This window comes from Ruegeria sp. HKCCD7255 (genome assembly GCF_013031565.1).
Classification (GTDB): domain Bacteria; phylum Pseudomonadota; class Alphaproteobacteria; order Rhodobacterales; family Rhodobacteraceae; genus Ruegeria.
Map to the genome: position 1 here is coordinate 1 of NZ_WQAG01000022.1, position 16,595 is coordinate 16,595.

General features: G+C 53.7%; 14 protein-coding genes. 2 read left to right on the forward strand and 12 right to left on the reverse strand.

Going from position 1 to position 16,595, the window contains the following annotated elements; genetic code table 11:
* From GOX45_RS21635 to GOX45_RS21690, 12 genes are all read right to left on the reverse strand, one after another.
* Window positions 1-194 (reverse strand): ParB N-terminal domain-containing protein (locus tag GOX45_RS21635; RefSeq protein WP_171104012.1); only part of this gene is annotated, 194 nt, incomplete at its 3' end.
* A gap of 74 nt (window positions 195-268) precedes the next feature.
* A complete protein-coding gene (locus GOX45_RS21640) occupies window positions 269-1,036 on the reverse strand; it encodes a hypothetical protein (protein ID WP_171104014.1) in 768 nt (255 codons plus the stop codon).
* 1,671 nt (window positions 1,037-2,707) lie between these two features.
* Window positions 2,708-4,468 (reverse strand): adenylate/guanylate cyclase domain-containing protein, encoded by a 1,761-nt coding sequence (locus GOX45_RS21645; RefSeq protein ID WP_171104015.1) that lies wholly within the window; start codon window positions 4,466-4,468, stop codon window positions 2,708-2,710.
* A gap of 190 nt (window positions 4,469-4,658) precedes the next feature.
* Entirely contained in the window at window positions 4,659-5,117 is a 459-nt protein-coding gene (locus tag GOX45_RS21650) for a hypothetical protein (RefSeq protein ID WP_170337121.1), read from the reverse strand.
* 389 nt (window positions 5,118-5,506) lie between these two features.
* Window positions 5,507-6,862, reverse strand: coding sequence for an aminotransferase (locus GOX45_RS21655; RefSeq protein ID WP_171104017.1), 1,356 nt, complete (start codon window positions 6,860-6,862; stop codon window positions 5,507-5,509).
* On the reverse strand, window positions 6,855-8,417 hold the full coding sequence (locus GOX45_RS21660; RefSeq protein WP_171104019.1) for a trimethylamine methyltransferase family protein: 1,563 nt from the start codon (window positions 8,415-8,417) through the stop codon (window positions 6,855-6,857). The genes GOX45_RS21655 and GOX45_RS21660 overlap by 8 nt, the downstream gene beginning before the upstream one ends.
* On the reverse strand, window positions 8,410-9,642 hold the full coding sequence (locus GOX45_RS21665; protein ID WP_171104021.1) for an aromatic ring-hydroxylating dioxygenase subunit alpha: 1,233 nt from the start codon (window positions 9,640-9,642) through the stop codon (window positions 8,410-8,412). The genes GOX45_RS21660 and GOX45_RS21665 overlap by 8 nt, the downstream gene beginning before the upstream one ends.
* On the reverse strand, window positions 9,639-11,702 hold the full coding sequence (locus GOX45_RS21670) for an FAD-dependent oxidoreductase (protein WP_171104023.1): 2,064 nt from the start codon (window positions 11,700-11,702) through the stop codon (window positions 9,639-9,641). Before GOX45_RS21670 ends, GOX45_RS21665 begins: the two co-directional genes overlap by 4 nt.
* A gap of 60 nt (window positions 11,703-11,762) precedes the next feature.
* A complete protein-coding gene (locus GOX45_RS21675; protein WP_170572148.1) occupies window positions 11,763-12,824 on the reverse strand; it encodes an extracellular solute-binding protein in 1,062 nt (353 codons plus the stop codon).
* Window positions 12,825-12,841: 17 nt separating this feature from the next.
* Window positions 12,842-13,939 (reverse strand): ABC transporter ATP-binding protein, encoded by a 1,098-nt coding sequence (locus GOX45_RS21680; RefSeq protein WP_171104025.1) that lies wholly within the window; start codon window positions 13,937-13,939, stop codon window positions 12,842-12,844.
* The gene (locus tag GOX45_RS21685; protein ID WP_171104027.1) at window positions 13,936-14,724 is read right to left on the reverse strand and encodes an ABC transporter permease; all 789 of its coding nucleotides are present in this window, start codon (window positions 14,722-14,724) and stop codon (window positions 13,936-13,938) included. Before GOX45_RS21685 ends, GOX45_RS21680 begins: the two co-directional genes overlap by 4 nt.
* Window positions 14,721-15,602: an ABC transporter permease gene (locus tag GOX45_RS21690; protein WP_371809007.1), complete on the reverse strand. Its 882-nt coding sequence runs from the start codon at window positions 15,600-15,602 to the stop codon at window positions 14,721-14,723. The genes GOX45_RS21685 and GOX45_RS21690 overlap by 4 nt, the downstream gene beginning before the upstream one ends.
* 28 nt (window positions 15,603-15,630) lie before the next feature.
* Between GOX45_RS21690 and GOX45_RS21695 the strand changes: the two genes are divergently transcribed.
* Both GOX45_RS21695 and GOX45_RS21985 read left to right on the forward strand, forming a co-directional pair.
* The gene (locus tag GOX45_RS21695) at window positions 15,631-16,353 is read left to right on the forward strand and encodes a TetR family transcriptional regulator C-terminal domain-containing protein (RefSeq protein ID WP_171104029.1); all 723 of its coding nucleotides are present in this window, start codon (window positions 15,631-15,633) and stop codon (window positions 16,351-16,353) included.
* A 37-nt stretch (window positions 16,354-16,390) separates the two neighbouring features.
* Window positions 16,391-16,595: hypothetical protein (locus tag GOX45_RS21985; RefSeq protein ID WP_217350619.1), on the forward strand; the 205-nt coding region annotated here is incomplete at its 3' end.

Here is a 16,595-nt window from a genome sequence, read left to right on the forward strand (position 1 = left end):
CGAATGGCCTCTAATCGGTGAAGGCCTTCAATCAGCACGAACCTCTTGTTGTCCGAGCGTATCTGGATCGGGGTCTTCTGGCCGTTCTTCAGGATATCTTCTGCCAGCGTCAGAACTTTTTGTTGATCAAGCGTTTTCGCCCGTTTCACAGGCACATAGATCAGGTCGAGCGGATATGGTCTTTTCTCCAACATAAGCTACGTGAGCAACCTTTCGTGCAATTGTTCCGGTTCAGAGTTCGTTGCAAAAGCGGGGGCTGGAACGTGCGTCATAGAACCGAACGAACAGCGTCGCGCAGTTCCTGATGCATAACCCAAGTGGCTGGCTCATCGTCACTTTCGATGTGAGAAAACGCCAGGACCTGAGCGGCGCCATCATGCTGCACCGATCCGGCTTCGGGTAGGTCCAGTTCCAGATATTCTGCGATCAATAGTCCGATTTTCTTAAAAACCTTGATGGAGGCCTCGCGCGATTTGTAACCGGCCGCCTGAGACAAATGACCAATGGTCAGACCGTCCTTGCCTGCGATTGTAAGTGCTTTGAGCATAGTGACTTGCGCAGGGGTGAGCCTAATCTGTCGCAATGCCTCGGCATATTCTCTTTCACTGGGAACGAGGGTGCCGGAGTTTCTCTCCAAACGGCGTTGACCGCTACGTTTCCTGTCTCGTTCACCGAGAATTTCTTTTAATGCTTCGATGGCCAATGCTGGTGTTTCGCCGACTGCATCAGCAATCATTGTCTGCGTTTTAGCCGGTGGCTTGGGGAATGCGCGCGCAACGCTGTTACCGCTCAGGATGCCGGCCTTAATCAAGTACTTTCCAAATTCTTCTTCAATCACTCCTGCTACGTCAGCGTTCCGCGACTCACGAACACTGCGATCCTGAAATGCTCTTTGTTCCAGACCACGAGCTGACATCTTTGAACCGTGAAGGGTTACTTGAGGGGCATTTTTGCGCATCAGAGAAACACCACCACAATTATGGTCGCAACAAACACCAATAACGCGATAAACATCTTTACTCTGTAGGACCAGCAATGCGCCCTTTCGGCCTTGAGCATTTTGCCAAGGTTTTCGTCAATCGAGTTATGGTTCACGGCTTGGTCCTTCCGGATTTGTCAGGCGATATTGATTTCTAGCGAACCTATTTTCGCGGCATATTTTCGGCGCACTTATCGTTCTGTCTTGTGAACGGCCGATTACATTCCCAACCATCACCTCTTCGATTCAAATGAGCGTTGGAAGGGACTAGGATCGCAACGCAACTGTCCTGGTTTGCGCGAAAGCCACGTTCACATTTCCATCCAGAGTAGGTTTCAGGCGCAAGGTATGCATGCTGTGGAACGGCCACAGGCTCACAGCCGCTCTCCGCTGCCCTGTACCCTCTGAGGCATACCCACCCATCCGAGCTTCTTTTGTCGCTCAGACGACCGTTTTTTGGAACTTCTATTGCAACACATGTCTGGCTTTCCTTACGAAATCCCCAGTTGCAGTGTATTTCCTGTGCGCCAAACCGGGTTCCGACGTACCCATTTTGAGGCGCTATCAATTCTTCGCATCTTTCACCGACTTGTCGGAAGAGCCGATTGCACTCCCATCGATCTCCGGTCGATGCAAGATATGCGTTTTTAGGAACTTCTATTTCCTCACAAAAATCTCCAACACGCTTGAATCCATGGTTGCATACCCAACCTGGACCATAGGAACTGCCGGTAAAATGCGCATTTTCAGGTGCGTTTGCTCTTTGACACGATCCGTTCTTGTTTTCGAAGCCTTCGTCACAGACCGATCCATCAGCATTGCCTGCGACTTGGGCAGGAAGCTGCGTTCCGGAGAGCAACACCAAGAGTGTCGGGATCAAACAAAGAACGCGGCGCGAAAACACGATGAGTGACTGATTGAAACGGAGCCTGAGACCTGATCTATCCGGCATCGGGCACGCGATTTATAAGCCATGTTCTGTTCATACGGCGCCTTCATTGATGGGTCACGCGATGACTGGAGCATGTCAGGTGACAGTTGCGAATGCTTGCGAGGAACGAGCTCAACGCGAAGACCCCAGCGCGACCCGTTCCTATGCTGGGGCACATGCTACAGTTAGTCTGAAGGCCATTGGATCATCGAGGCCGGCAGCATCGCGACGACGATTAATTTTCACCAATGCACGTTTGTGGTCCTTTGCCAGAATAGAGTCAAGGAAGTTTCCCTCGTCGCAACGCTAGTACTGCTAAGGCAGGTGTTTGTGAAACAAGCACGTGACCAAGTAGCCTGGTGAACCGCCGAAAGAAGTTACTTGGCATTAATCTGTTGTTGTAGGGATTTGGGGGCGGAGCAGCAGCGAATGGCAGCTGAAGTCCGCGTCTCTCTTGTCGAGCCTGAGTGCGGCGACAGAGCGGTACGTGATCAAGGTTTCCTCGTGGCTATGAATGACTGGCCTGACGTCATCAGCAGCAACGCATCGACATTCGTGCCGCTCCTGTGAACTGATGCTGCGCAAGCACTCGCGGCGCGAGCAAATGGTTGATCTGCCACGCTTCTCGGGAATTGCAAAGTCTAATTGCGAATGTCCGTTTTGGGCTGGAAACAGTCGTCGCCGATTGAAGCAATGAGCGATTGCTTAGAACCTTTCGAGGACATTGCGCTAAAATTGGATTGGCCCTTGGCACGATTTGTCTGCGATAGTTGCGAGCTTTGGCATCCTGACCAACTCTACGGCTTAACACCAGCTTTCTTCAAGCCTTCGACCAAAAGCGCATTGTGTTCGGGTAGACGGAAGAGGATCAAAGCTCCGGAGACAATGCTGTCTAGGAACGCTGGGGCGAAATCCGCCAGCGCCTGCTCATGTGGCAGGCCTGCTTCGGCGCGCCCGAGGTGGGCGGCACTGGCGATCATAAGAGCCCGGCGGATCGGCGCACGCGGCGTCATCTGAATGGCGTGCTCACCCCAACGCATTGCGTCTTCAAAATCAGCGTCGGCGAAGGCAGCTTGGGCGAGCGCCAGATAGGCGTCTCCTACCCAGAGGTCAGTGTCGCGTGGGGAAAGCTGGAGGGCAAGGTGGGCATGTTCGCGCGCCTGTGTGGTTCGGCCGACCAAAGACTCATGCCAGGCCATGAAGAAGATGTTCCGGGCAAAGTTCGGGTTCAGTGTGAAGCCCAAAATGAAGTCGGCGTTGGCCCCGTCAAAATCTCCACGGAAATGACGAACCATACCGCGAACGCATAAGGCGCGCGGGTCGAGTTGACCACCAAGAAACAGAGGTTCAACGCTTTTTTCAGCTAGGCCCAGGTTTTCGGTGGGGTCCTCATCGAACTGGTATAGATAACGCATCAGGTAGGCAAACGCTTTGATCCAATGGGCCTGGACGTTGCGCGGGTCGAGATCAATGGCGCGATCAGAGACCGATATGACCTCATCGAACTTATCCTGAGAGTAGAAGCCTCCCGCGTAGAAGATCGCCATTGCACGTAGCGAGAGGTCGTAGGAGTTGAAGTCGATATCTCGAGCCACAGACGCGCGATCTATTTCGGCAATGGATATCTGGGGGGCGATGGCGCCGACCACGCTGCGTGTAATCTCATCCTGTAACGCGAAGATGTCGTCTAGCGTGCGGTCGTAGCGCTCGGCCCAAACATGGGCTCCATTTGTGCAGTCGATGAGTTGGGCAGTAATGCGCACGCGGTTTTGGGCTCGACGGAGGCTACCCTCTAGCATGTAGCGAACACCGAGTTCTCGAGCGATATCTATATGGGTGACGGGGCGACCCCTAAACGAAAATGAGGAGTTGCGGGCGATGACGAAAAGCTCGGGAAAGCGCGAGAGCTCTGTGATGATGTCTTCGGAAACGCCGTCACAGAAGTATTCCTGTTCTGGATCATTGGACATGTTCTGGAAGGGCAAGACAGCGATGGAGGGTTTGTCAGTGGGTTGAGATTGGTTTTGCGTGGAATCTGATTTGCCCTCCATCGCCAATTTGTAGGCGCGAACTGGCTCGGAGATGTTTTTGAGCGCTACTTCGCCAAGGTCTATGATGTCGTGTTCGATTTTGCCTCGAACCTGCCGGCATGCGTCGTCAGACAGTATGACACCGCCTGGGTCAGCGATGCCTTCGAGTCTTGCGGCAAGATTAACACCCTCGCCATAAATGTCGCCCTCGTCCAAGATTACGTCTCCAATGTGCAAGCCTATTCGGAAGCTGATCCGGCTTTCGGTGGAGCTCTCGGCTTCGGCGGCGTGCAGCGCCTTCTGGAGCGTCGCTGCGGCCTGAACGGCAGAAACGACCGAGCTAAAAAGTGCGAATAGGCCATCACCGGTAAGCTTGATAATCTCACCTCCGGCACTTTCGATACTTGGATTGATGATGTCCCGTCGTAGGTCTTTGAGACGAGCAAGTGTTCCCGCCTCGTTAGCCGCCATAAGCCGTGAGTAGCCGACCATATCGGCGGCAAGTATGGCGGCAAGTCGGCGTGTCATGCGCATTTCCCAATAGCAACCTTTTTTCGAATCTATCAAGTTCGGCAGTAGTGTGCCAACTTTCGAGAATGTCCGCTTCGGGCTGGCACCGGTCATTAATGTGAAAAGTAACGAAAGGCGACAACAAGCCCAATGCGGGCTTTGCCAACCCTTCAAATCAGCATCATCCCCGACCATTTCAGTTCGAGTTTCAATCCCTAGCGGGCAAGGCAACCTCGCCTTCCCAGTCAGAAATACGGTGCGGTAGCGCCAGGAATTTTGACGCCACACGTGTTTTGGTCGTTCCACTTCCAGTCATCCCCGAATATTTGCCGGTGGAGGAAACAATCCGCCAGTTGTTGACACCGAAGGCAACAACCTCCCATCTCATGGTGAACGTGTCCTCTTCTTCACCATAAACACAGACGCCACCGCCGCTGACACCGCTGGGTCCGCCGAAACCCGAGCCCACGCACCGGACAAAACCAGGATCGATTGGTCCCTCGTCAACGGTATAAGTCCCGTAGTTGTCCTCTTTCCAGAACACGTCCTCGCCCGCGGAAATTTGCTCTTGGTTGACGACATAGAAGTTCGTTGCCGACACTTTCTCTGCAGCAGTCAGACAATGAGGCGCAAAGAGAACTGCGGGGATAAGCATTGAACGCAACATGTTGTTTCCTTCGACAGTGGGGCAAAACCAGCATGATAGAGACTACGAAATTTATTGCTAGGAAAGGAACGCATAGCCGGACCTGAAAAGTCAGCTTCGTCCCGCATCTCAGAGATTGCAAAGCTTTGTGATGAAGGTCCGCTTTGGGCTGCGAGCGGCCTGATGCGGTTGCAGCAACTGGGTTGCGGCAAGAAGTCTGCAAAGGGCTCGAAGCGGTCGCTCATAGAGTTTTGGCGAATGTCTGCTATGCGGACAAAGCTGCCGATAGGTCATTTTGTCGGGATGTGTGACAACGGCCCATTGCGGACATTTAGGAGGGAATTCAAATGCTGCAGTGGCATACCGGTCTGCGGACATCCGCAACAGTGGCGCAAGCTCTTCATTGTTCACTAAATTCCGCCAAGCCACGTTCGTGTCGCTTCAAGCCCTTTGCGCAAGATAGAAAACATCTGCTCAATTTCACTTTCGCTGATGATAAGGGGCGGTGAAAGAACACACATATTGATAATAGGTCGAACTAATAACCCACGTTTTTGGCATTCTATATCGATCTGGCCGCCAATCTCGTAGTCGCATCCCAGATCGCTCCTGGGATCACCATCGACTGAGCATTGTACGCATCCCATCAACCCCATCCCACGCACATCGGCAACGATGTCAATCTGTCGCAAATGCTGCAGCTGATCCTGAAAAACCGGAGCGACCATTTGAACGTGTTCGAGAAGTTTTTCCCGCTCAATGATCTCAATGCCCTTCAAACCCGCAGCCGCGCTAACTGGATGGCCAGAATAGGTGTAACCATTTGAGAAGTTTGCATCTTTTCCCGAAACGTCGGCGATCAATCGGTCAGAGATAATCGCGGCACCCATCGGCGCGTACCCAGATGTCATTCCTTTAGCACAAGTTATTATGTCCGGCTGAATGCCGAAAACAGCCTCTGACGAAAACCAATGGCCCAATCGCCCAAAAGCTGTCACCACTTCGTCGGAGATGTATAGAACATCATACTTCTTGCAGATGTTTAGGCAGCCTTGGTGATATCCTTTTGGCGGCACGATCACGCCACCAGATGCCAGAACCGGTTCGGCGATAAAAGCGGCAACATTTTCCGGGCCAAGCGCCAAAATGGCGTTTTCAAGATCGGAAACTTTCTCCTTCAGAAAGCTCTCTTCGCTTTGACCAAGTGAACGGTAGAGCGGATTCACGTCTGGCAGGAAATGTGCGAGGTCATCGGCTTTGTCGAGCCAAAGCCGGTCACGCTCTTTTCCACTGACGCTGGCCGCCAAGTAGGTGCTTCCATGATAGGCTTTTTGCCTTGAAATGATTTTCTTTTTCTCGGGTCGACCCAAAAGGTTGTTTCTAAAATGGACAAATCGGATAGCCGTATCGACCGCAGTGGAGCCGCCCGTGGTAAAGAAGACATTGTTCAAATCTCCAGGCGCTCGTTTGGCTATTTCGCGCGCGAACCGCGCAGCAGTCGAGTTGGTGTTGCTGAACGGCGAGAAATAGGCAAGACTCCTAGCTTGCTCAGCCATGGCCTCGGCCATCTCTTCGCGCCCATAACCGATCTGGGTGCACCACATGCCTCCCGGTCCGTCGATCAAGCGTTCACCCTTTTCGTTCACTAGATGGATGCCGCTGGCACTTTCGACAAAAGTACGGCTATTTTTGCCTAAAGCTTCCATCCCTTCCCACGGGTGCAGGAAGTGATCGTTGTCCCATTGTTTGGCATTAGAGTTATCCATGATTGGTCATGCTTTCCGCGCTCATTACAATGGGAAATTCTTCACGCACCTGGGTGTCCAAAGCGCCGAAATAGTTGGGGAAATGACTGTTTAGAATAGAGTTGGCTTTGTCACGGGCGCGGTCCAACAAATCTGTTTTGCCTTCGTTTTCCCATGTGTCTGTACGCTCACGATCCATAAGTCGCGGATAGACGAATTCGCTGTTCATATAGTTCAGCGTGTGCGGGTTGCCGAGGAAATGGCCGGGGTCGATGGCGCAATCGTGGATCACATCCACAGCCATGGTTTCATCCGTGACCTCTATCCCGCGCAACGACCGCAGGATCATTCCACCCGCTTCGTCATCGATGACCATACTTTCAAAACTACATCCCATGAGGCTACCGATCATACCGCCAAACTCGCAAAGGCGATTGGCACCGGCATGAGCAGCAAGCGTGAAGGTCAGCGCCTTTTCTAACCCGTATTGCGCGTCGGGCAATTTGGCATCGGTCATGCCTGCGCCAACGGATGTGGGCAGACCATAGAAGTTGCCCATTTGAATGGCAGCCGCGCCGATCAGGGCTTGTTCGCCGCTGCCACCGGTGAACGAGCCGCTGCGCAAATCAGTGATGAAGGGCCAGGCGGCAAAGCAAAACGGACAGCCTGGAGTGATGAGGTTTACGATGGCAACGCAGGCCAGCGTTTCGGCCACGGTTTGTACCAACGTTCCCGCAAGCGTCGCGGGGGCTGTGGCCCCGGCTTGCGGAGGCACAGCCAGATCGACGGTGAGGCCAAGTTTGGCGGTATCAATCAGGATCTCCATGTTTTCCTTGCCGATCCGCAGCGGCGAAACCATTGGACAGCCGCCAAAAATGACGCTTGGCTTCTTCATGAAAGCCCCTTCGCCACCCTGAGCCAAATCAAACATGCGGATGGCATGCGGGATATGGCTGCGGTCGCGAAAGGTCAGACAGGCAGGCTTTTGGCTGCCTGCGAGCATTGCATATATGGTGTTCATATCGTGAGCGAAATCATCGGTCACATCGGTAGCCAAAACTGTGTCGCCCAGCATATGGATGTTGTCCAAGCGGTCCACTAGTCGGGTGAAATCATAAACGTCGCGCAGAACCGATGGACGATAGGACTTGGTCTCAGAATCGAAGGTTGTGACGGCCGTGCCAGAGTTGGCGAAATAGACACTCTCGGCCGAGCAATGCATGTCGTCTTTGCCTTCACGCTCACCGCGGGCATAGACATAAAACTCTCTGGCGGCAGCCGCCAGGATGTCTTCCATAAGGGCGCGGGGGAAGCACAACCTATTGAGGTCATTCAAAACTGCGCCTTTGGGAAGCACCAGATCAAGCAATTCCGGGAAATGGTCGGTAACGCCCGTGTTTTCCAGAACGGTTAAGGCCGCTTGATGGATGTTCTCCATATCTGCTTGGGTCAGCGGTTTATAGCGGCCGCCACTTAGGCCTCCACGTACGGCCTCATTGCCCGTGGTAGCCTGCTGAACCTTTATGCGCGCGGCGCGTCCGCCGCCGCCGCGACGGCGTGATTTTGCCTCAGCCATGACCGGACATCCTTTGTTCTGGTTCCGGGCTGATCATGTTGAAATAGAAATCGTAGAAGTCCTGGATCGAGGTTTCCATCTCGCCCAAGGGGCCCGGTTGGAAGTATTGAGAATTTACGCCGGACTGGTTGTGGCGAATGATGCGTTCGTCATCCAAAGATGTGACATGCCAAAGCCAGGTCAGGTCTTCTTTGTCGTAGTCTTCGCCTTCTTCGGCGTCAGCGCGAACCAGCCAGACCACCTGAATGTCGGTTTCCTGTAAGCCTCGTGGAATGAAGCGGTAGCCGACCATGTGATCCGAATAAATCAGGAACCAATTCAATGGACCAATATCAAAGTCAGTTGCGCCACCGTCGAAGCCTTTGAGCGTTCCAAGCAATGGTGCAAGTGCCTCGCCCGATTGGCTGCCGGTTTTGTAGCCTTGGTAAAGCGGATAGCGACGATAGTACCCGCTGGTAAATGGGGTCAGCGCAGCGTCGCCGACAAGAGTCAATTCATTGGGTGACAGCCCGGCTTCTACAGCCCTAGCCTTTAGCGGCTCGACCAAACCAGCCATGTCTTGCGGTGATTTCAAGCTATGGGAGCGAGAATACTCTTTGTGCGCTGGCCCGCAGTGGTAGCATTCAAGGTAGTTCTCAACCGCTAGTTTCCAATTCGCGGGAACAGGAAATGACGCGGTATGCGCTACTTTCAAATCGTTCAGGCCATAGGGTTCGACGAGTGGCTCAAGTTTGCTGAGGACAGGATCAAGTGATGGGGTGTTTGCATCGGCACAGACAAAGATCAGGCCCTTGAAGACACTCACCTGAACGGGAAGAAGCCCAAACTTTGACGGGTCGAATTGTTCCCCCATATTGTGACTTGCACGAAGTTTTCCTGATAGCTCATATGTCCATGCGTGGTAGGGGCAAACAAGAACCCGGGCGTTGCCGGACTGTTCAGTGCAGACGCGAGATCCGCGATGGCGGCAGACATTCAAATGAGCACGAATATCGCCATCGCGGTCGCGAACAATGATAATGCTCTCCGGGCCATAGTCGAACAGGAAGTAGTCACCGGGGCTTGGGATTTGACTGACATGCCCTGCCCAAAGCCAGTTGCGGTTCCAGACCCGGGCAATGTCATAGTTATAGATGTCTTGGGAGGTATAGAATTCGCGCGGCAGGGCGTGGCCGTACTGGTGCGAGGCTATCAGCGCATCCAACTCAAACGGTCGGCTGTTCATCTCGTTTCCTCCAAATCGATTATCTCGCGGCGAAACCAATCCTGATCTGCTTCTGCCTTGGGGCGTTCAAAATCACGGGCCGCGCGGTGGCCCGCGAAGACTGCGTCGACGATCAGCCCTGGAGAAGCGGCATCGCCAATAAGTTCGACGGTTTTCAACCTGAGCCCGCGCAAGCCGTCATATAGCGTCGTCTCACGCTGACGTTCAGTGACCAGAATTGTCGAGGCACATGGAATATCCATTTCGCGACCAGTAAAGGCACAACAGATGCGGGCCATGTCACCTTGAACCGCCGTCAGCACCTGATTGCAACGAATGTCGATACCAAGCTCCATCAGACGGGCCTGAATGCGAGGCTGCTCCAAAGTATTGATGGAGTAAGCTGAAACCAAACTCTCCGGCGTGACAAAAACCACCTGGTATCCTGCAGTCGCAAGTTTTTCGGCGATCACTCCTGCCAGATAGATATGATCGTCATCATAGATCATGACCGGGCCATCCGGCGGTAGAACACCATTCATGATGTCATCAGGCGTCAGCACATTGGCGCTTTGCTCGATCTGTGGCACATGGCGCTGGGTGCTACGGCCCATGCCGTCGGTTCGCCAAAGGCTGCCGGTGGCCACAAAGACGTGTTCGACGCCTAGCTCTGCCACTTGATCGCCATCAAGCCTGCTGTCAGTGAACAGCTGAACGTTGCCGCGTTGCTTTAAATCATGCAGACGATAGTCGACGACGCGGGACCAAGCTGCGAGGCCGGGAAGTTTGCTTTCCTTCGTAACCCGCCCGCCCAATTCGGCTGACGCCTCGGCCAACGTCACCTGATATCCTCGCCTTGCCAACTGCATGGCGCATTCAAGACCGGCAGGGCCGCCGCCAACAACCAAAGTGTCCGCGTTGCTCTTTTTCGGCGCGATGATCTCGGGGTGCCAACCGCGTCGCCATTCCTCACCCATGGTGGGGTTTTGAGTGCAGCGGATCGGGATGCCCAGATTGTCGGATGAGACGCAGATATTGCAGCCGATACATTCGCGGATTTCGTCAATGCGACCCTTCTCAATCTTTTTCGGAATGAACGGGTCCGCTATGGAAGGTCGCGCGGCTCCGATAAGGTCGACAATTCCCTTATTGACCATCGACAGCATCATGTCAGGCGACGTCAGGCGACCGACACCAACCACAGGTTTGCGGGTGATCTGCTTAACGTGGGACAGAAACGCGTTCTGATATCCGTCCTCTGGCTGAAAACGAGTCGTGGCACTGTCATTGGACCAGTCAGCTACATTCACATCCCATAGGTCAGGAAGCTCAGCCAAAAGCTCGACAATGGCGCGGCCTTCTTCTGTTACCTGCATGCCCCCGGCACCCATCATCTCATCAATAGCAAAACGTAACGCCACAGCGCAGCTGTCGCCCACGGCTTCGTGAGTGTCTTCCAGCAGTTCACGTGTCAGACGCACGCGATTTTCGAGCGACCCACCATATTCATCGCTACGCTGGTTCATATGTGGCAGCATGAAATGCTGCGCCAATGTCATGTTGTGCCCGGCATACACATAAATGATGTCAAACCCGGCATCTTTCGCGCGCAAGGCGGCCTCGCGGTGCCAACGGCGGAATTCCCGAATGTCGGCCTTATCCATAGCCTGCGCCTGCTTGGGGTGTGTCGTGTCGACGGACATTTCGGAAGGTGCAAGAACCGGGGCGCGGGTTAGCAGGTTTTGCGCATGATTGCCGTTATGAACCAGCTGGATAGCCGCCAGTGCACCATGTGCATGTACTGCGTCTGTCATCAGCCGCAACGCGGGCACATCGCGCGCGTCCCATAGCCGCCCTTCGGCGTAAGGAGAAAGGTCAGAAGTCGGGTGAATCTCGGTCTCCTGATTGGAAACCACCGCCCACCCGCCTTCGGCCTTCATTCCACGAACGGCAGCATCCGCCCTTGGGCGGAGGTGCCCCAACCCGGTGCAATGAGGCACCTGATAGAAGCGGTTCCTGGCAGTGACTGGCCCTATCTGAACCGGTTCCAAGAGCATAGCATATGGGTTCGCGTCTGACATGTTCACGCGTTTTCCTGTGTTTGTGTTCCGGGGCTGGTTGGCCCCGGAGATATTGTTGAATCAGAAGCCGGCTTTGATCCGTTCAAACTCCGCCAGCATTTTTGCCTCAAGCTCGGGGTTCACCGCATCAAAGAACAAACTGCCCTCGAAAAAGCTTTTTGGATCGGAGAAACCATAGGCTTCGATGTTGGCTTGATCGGCAACTTCGAACGCTTTTGCGTTGGAATGCGGGTAGCCCCAGTTGTCGATGATGTACTGACCGCTGGCCGGGTCGGTAAGCGCGTTCAACAGATCATAGACCTGATCGACCGGTGTCGTGGATGATTTCAGATGCACATAGCCGCACGCCCAGGTCGCGATACCCTTGTCGACGTCTCGCATCATCGCGGCCGGCACCTCATTCCAGATCAGGTTTAGTTCTGACTGGTTCCAGGCCCAACCCAATTCGATCTCGCCGCTGGTCATTGCCTGGTCAAACTGACCTGCGTCGGACCAGTAAAAGCGCATGTTCGGGTGGATCGAGCGCAGGAAGTCAGACGCTTCCTTGAACTGCTCATCGCTCAAGTTGGTGTAGTCGTCAGCATTTCCAGTAGCCAGCGCCGCTAACGCATACGCAGATGATGCGGCATCCGGGATAGCGATCTTACCGGCATAGGCCGGGTCGGCCAGCAATTGCAGTGAGATATCGTCGCCCGAGATCTTGTCGGTGCGATAGATAAGGCCCGTGTTCCCCCATTCGAACGGCAACATGTAAAGCTGGCCGTCCAGAACGATGGCGTCGACCTCCTTGATCTCGGGCAGTACATCGGCCCAATTGGTCAGTTTGCTTTCATCCAGCGGCTGAATCAGATCTGCTGCGACCCATTTTCTGACCGCGTCGGAACAAGGATGTGCCAGATCAGCAGTAAAACCGGAACTCAGCTTGGTAAAGGCTTCTTCCTGGCTTCCGAAATAGGAATAGCTCGGTGCCTCATTCCCGTATTTTTCCATGTAGCTGGCAAAGAAGCCCGGGTCTTCATATCCCGACCAGTCAAAAACCGTCAGATCAGCTCCGCCGGCGCTGGCGCTTCCTGCACTTATCGCCGTCGCACATGCGAAAGCCGCAATTCCCTGAAGTTTCATTTTTTCCTCCCATTGTCTTATTCTGTGTCTGTGCCAAGATCGATCACGCTGGCGCTTTGGACTCCCAGCCAAACTGCGTCGCCGCGATTGAAATCAACCGTGTGAAAGTAGTTCGGAACCGAGACCGCGATCGGCGCGTCGGCTTCCTCAACCTGAATGTGGTAGTGAATGTTCTCGCCATAGAAGGCCACATTGCTGACTTTGCCCTGAACGGTTGATGGATAGTCTTCGGGTTTTTCAGCGGTGATTTCTAATTGTTCGGGTCGAATACCGATTTTCATATCTCGGGCGCTGGTTGCAACGTTGGGGTTTCTTCCAATTTCCATTTGGCCAAAGGCCTTCGCGTGGATTGAAAGCGTATCGCCATTTTCCTTTAGCAACTGGGCAGGCAGAATGTTCATCTCACCGATGAAACTGGCAACTTGCTGATCGCAAGGCCGGGCGTAAAGCGTTGTTGGCGTATCCACCTGCTTGAGGCGCCCATTGAACATCACGCCAATGCGGTCAGACATTGTCATCGCCTCGTATTGGTCGTGTGTGACCATCACAAAGGTAATACCCAGCGATTGCTGCAGATTGCGCATTTCAAATTGCATCTGCTCGCGCAGCTTCTTGTCCAGGGCCGACAAGGGCTCATCCAGCAACAATACTTTGGGTCGCATGATCAGCGCGCGGGCGAGCGCCACCCTTTGCCGTTGCCCGCCTGACAACTCACTTGCGCCGCGATCCTCAAGCCCCCCCAACTCGACCATTTCCAAGGCTTCGGCTACGCGCTGGTCGATTTCGGCTTTGGGGGCCTTGCCGCGTAATCCATAGGCCACGTTGTTCCCGACATTCAGGTGCGGGAAGATAGCATAGCTCTGAAATACCATGTTGGTCGGCCGGTTATTAGCAGGCACACCATCCATATCCTGACCGTCGATCAGCACAGTGCCTTTGGTCGGCTCTTGGAATCCCGCGATCATCCTCAATACCGTGGTTTTGCCACATCCCGATGGGCCGAGGAGTGAGAAAAACTCGCCTTCTTTAAGATCGAGATTGATCCCGCTAGCCGCCAGGAATGTACCATAGCGCTTTTCGACGCCCCTGAGTTCTATGATGTTTTTTTCTGTCATCTGACCTCTGATGCGGATGAGCGGCGCCTGAAATACTCAGCCAGCATCAAAAGCAGGACCGATGTAAGCAGCAGGATAGAGCCTAGGGCCAAAACGTTTGGAAGCTTGGCGGGGAAACGAATCTGGCTCCAGATGTATACTGGCAAGGTTGGTTGGTTGCCGGACAGGAAAAAGGCGAGGACGAATTCGTCGAAGCTGACTGTGAAAGTGACCAACAAACTGGCTACGATACCCGGGGAAACGACCGGAAGCGTCACGCGGCGGAAGGTGTCGAACACGCCGACGCCCAGATCGTAAGATGCTTCCTCCAGCGACGCATCGAAGTCATCGAACGCAGACTTCAGGATCGAGACGGAAAACGGCAGCGCAAGAAATGTATGGCCCAGAACGACGGTCAGCAAAGACGGCTTGAGTCCGACAAACAGAAACAGAACCAGCATTGAAGAAGCAACTATAATGCCGGGAATAACCAAAGGCAGCATCACCAGACCTTCGGCAGCACGCTGACCCCGAAAACGGTACCGAACAAAGGCGCGAGCGGCGAACAACCCCATTGCGGTAGACAGAAGTGCCACGACGGTGCCGACGCCAAGCGAATTCCAAAGGGCCTGGATCAAGGTATCCTGTTCGCCCAGCTTCCGATACCAGTCCAGCGTCCAGCCCTTGATCGGAAAGGCAACTATTGTGCCGCTATTGAATGAAAACAAGGGCAGAAAAAGGACGGGCAGGTAAAGAAAAACCAAATACAGAAAAGCGTAGGCTGTCAGGGTCGAAGGGCGTCTCATCTTATACGCCTCCCTAGCCGGGTGGCGGTAATTACAAACACTATAGCGACAAAGCCAACCGATAGCATCGCGATCAGTGAAAGGGTGGCGCCGAGTGGCCAGTTGTTGGCGGCCCCGAACTGCACCTGAATTAGGTTGGCGATCATCTTCCCGTTCGACCCTCCAACCAGTGCCGGGGTCACATAGTCACCTACCGTGGGGATAAATATGATCAGACAAGCAGCAATAATCCCCGGGATGGTTAGTGGCAGCGTCACCCGCATGAAGCGTTGAAAAGGGCTGTTACCGAGGTCAGTGGCGGCTTCTAGTAAGCTTGGATCGATCTTCTGCAATGAGACATAGATCGGCAGGATCGCAAATGGCGCCCAGGCATGAGCAAGCGTCAGCACGACTGCAAATTCATTGTAGAGAAGGAAGTCCAGCGGTTCGTCAATCAAGCCAAGCATCAACAGTGCGGAGTTCATCACTCCATTGAACCCTAGAATAAGTTTCCAGGCAAAAACGCGCAGTAGGTAGCTGGACCAGAATGGAATGGTGATGAGCAGAAGCCAGATGGTCTTTTTCCGGGCCTTCATCGCGATGAAATAAGCGATGGGATATGCCAGTGCGACGGTAACTGCTGTTACTGCTCCGGCAATCCAGATCGACCTTAGCATCAAGTGTCGGACCAGAGGATCTGCAAACGCGTCGCTATAATTTTTTAGTGTCGGCGTCTTGTCGAGCGTTACGTAAGATTGCGTCCAGAACGAATAGGCGATCAGGATCAACAATGGAGCCGTCACCAGAAAACCCACATAAGCTGTGGCTGGTGCGCTGAGGGTATAGCCCCGGGATGCTTCGCTACGAAAGATTACCCAACCTCCTTTCCGGATTTTCACGAGTCACTAATGGACGATCGTCCATTAAATGTTGCGCCAGAACGGTCTTTCGTGTCAATCTTCCTGTGAGATAGACTTGAGGGATGCCATCAAGAGGATGGAATTATTGAATAAAGTGGAAAGCGTCAGAGGAAGAAAACGTGGCTCGAAACGTGCTCCGGATGCCAATAAGCAACTTCTGATCAAGGCGACTCTGGACTCTATCGCGGATATTGGAGTCACCGATACGACGGTCAGCCGCATCTGCGAGCGTTCTGGTTTATCGCGCGGAATGATCCATTTGCATTTCGGCGGGAAGGACAATTTGCTGACGGCAGCAGCCCAGCATTTCAGTGCTCAATATTATGCCGAAATGGACAAATTGACCGACCTGGGTTCGGATGCATCGCCCGAAGACCGTGTGATGGCCGTGATCGAGGCGGACCTATCCGAAGCTCTGCTCAATCCAAGAAGTACGAAAATCTGGCATGCATTCCGCGGCATCGCGAGCTCACACCCAGGTATTGCCCGCTACAGCAGCACCCAAGATCAAAAACTTGTCGAGACCTTGCGGCTTGCGTTTAAGGAGATAGCTCAAAAAAACGAGCGTGACCCAAACTTGGTGAACGATGCCACCGCCGGAACGCTGGCTTTGCTGGAAGGTATGTGGGTCAATTACCTAACAGATATGCAGGGTTTTTCACGACGACGCTCTGTTGATCTTATCAGACGTTTCTTGTGCGGACTTTTCCCCGGGAAATTCAAATTGTGAGATTTCGGGACGCTCAGATTTGAGACAGAAAAACAGTATGTTCTTGGAAAGCCGACTGCTGGTATTGGCGAATTCCCTGGCGTCTAAATGCAACACCCCGTGCATTGGACGAAATCCAACATCCGCTTTCCCCCGAAGAAAGGTTTCTATTGCACGTGCAGCGAAAGACCGCTTTCCGCCGATTCTTTGGAAAAACAACTTGTTGCTGGCGCAGAAAGAGGGGCGCCGAGCTGAGCGCGAGC